The organism is Mycobacterium sp. WUMAC-067 (assembly GCF_020217485.1).
GTDB lineage: Bacteria > Actinomycetota > Actinomycetes > Mycobacteriales > Mycobacteriaceae > Mycobacterium.
This window is the reverse complement of the sequence record NZ_JAEKMI010000235.1, coordinates 1-212: the sequence shown is the minus strand read 5'-3', so window position 1 is coordinate 212 and position 212 is coordinate 1. Positions and strand designations below refer to the sequence as shown.

The 212-nt window shown below is 65.1% G+C and carries 1 protein-coding gene; it reads left to right on the top strand.

Translation table 11 applies throughout. The features are described 5' to 3' along the window. A partial coding sequence (locus JF781_RS28380) for a phosphopantetheine-binding protein (RefSeq protein WP_225341404.1) occupies positions 1-212 on the top strand: 212 nt, incomplete at both ends.

The following is a 212-nucleotide window of genomic DNA, read 5'->3' as shown; positions in this document are numbered from 1 at the left end:
TCTCCCCGCACCCGAATACCAGAATGCCGTTTATCGCCCTCCGGCCAGCGCGGTCGAGGAAATCCTGGCCGGCATCTACGGCGACGTGCTCGGCATCGAGCGCGTCGGGGTCGACCAGTCGTTCTTCGATTTGGGTGGCGACTCGCTGCTCGCGACGCGCCTGGTTGCCGCAATCAACACCAGCCTGGACGCCGATCTTTCGGTACCCACCC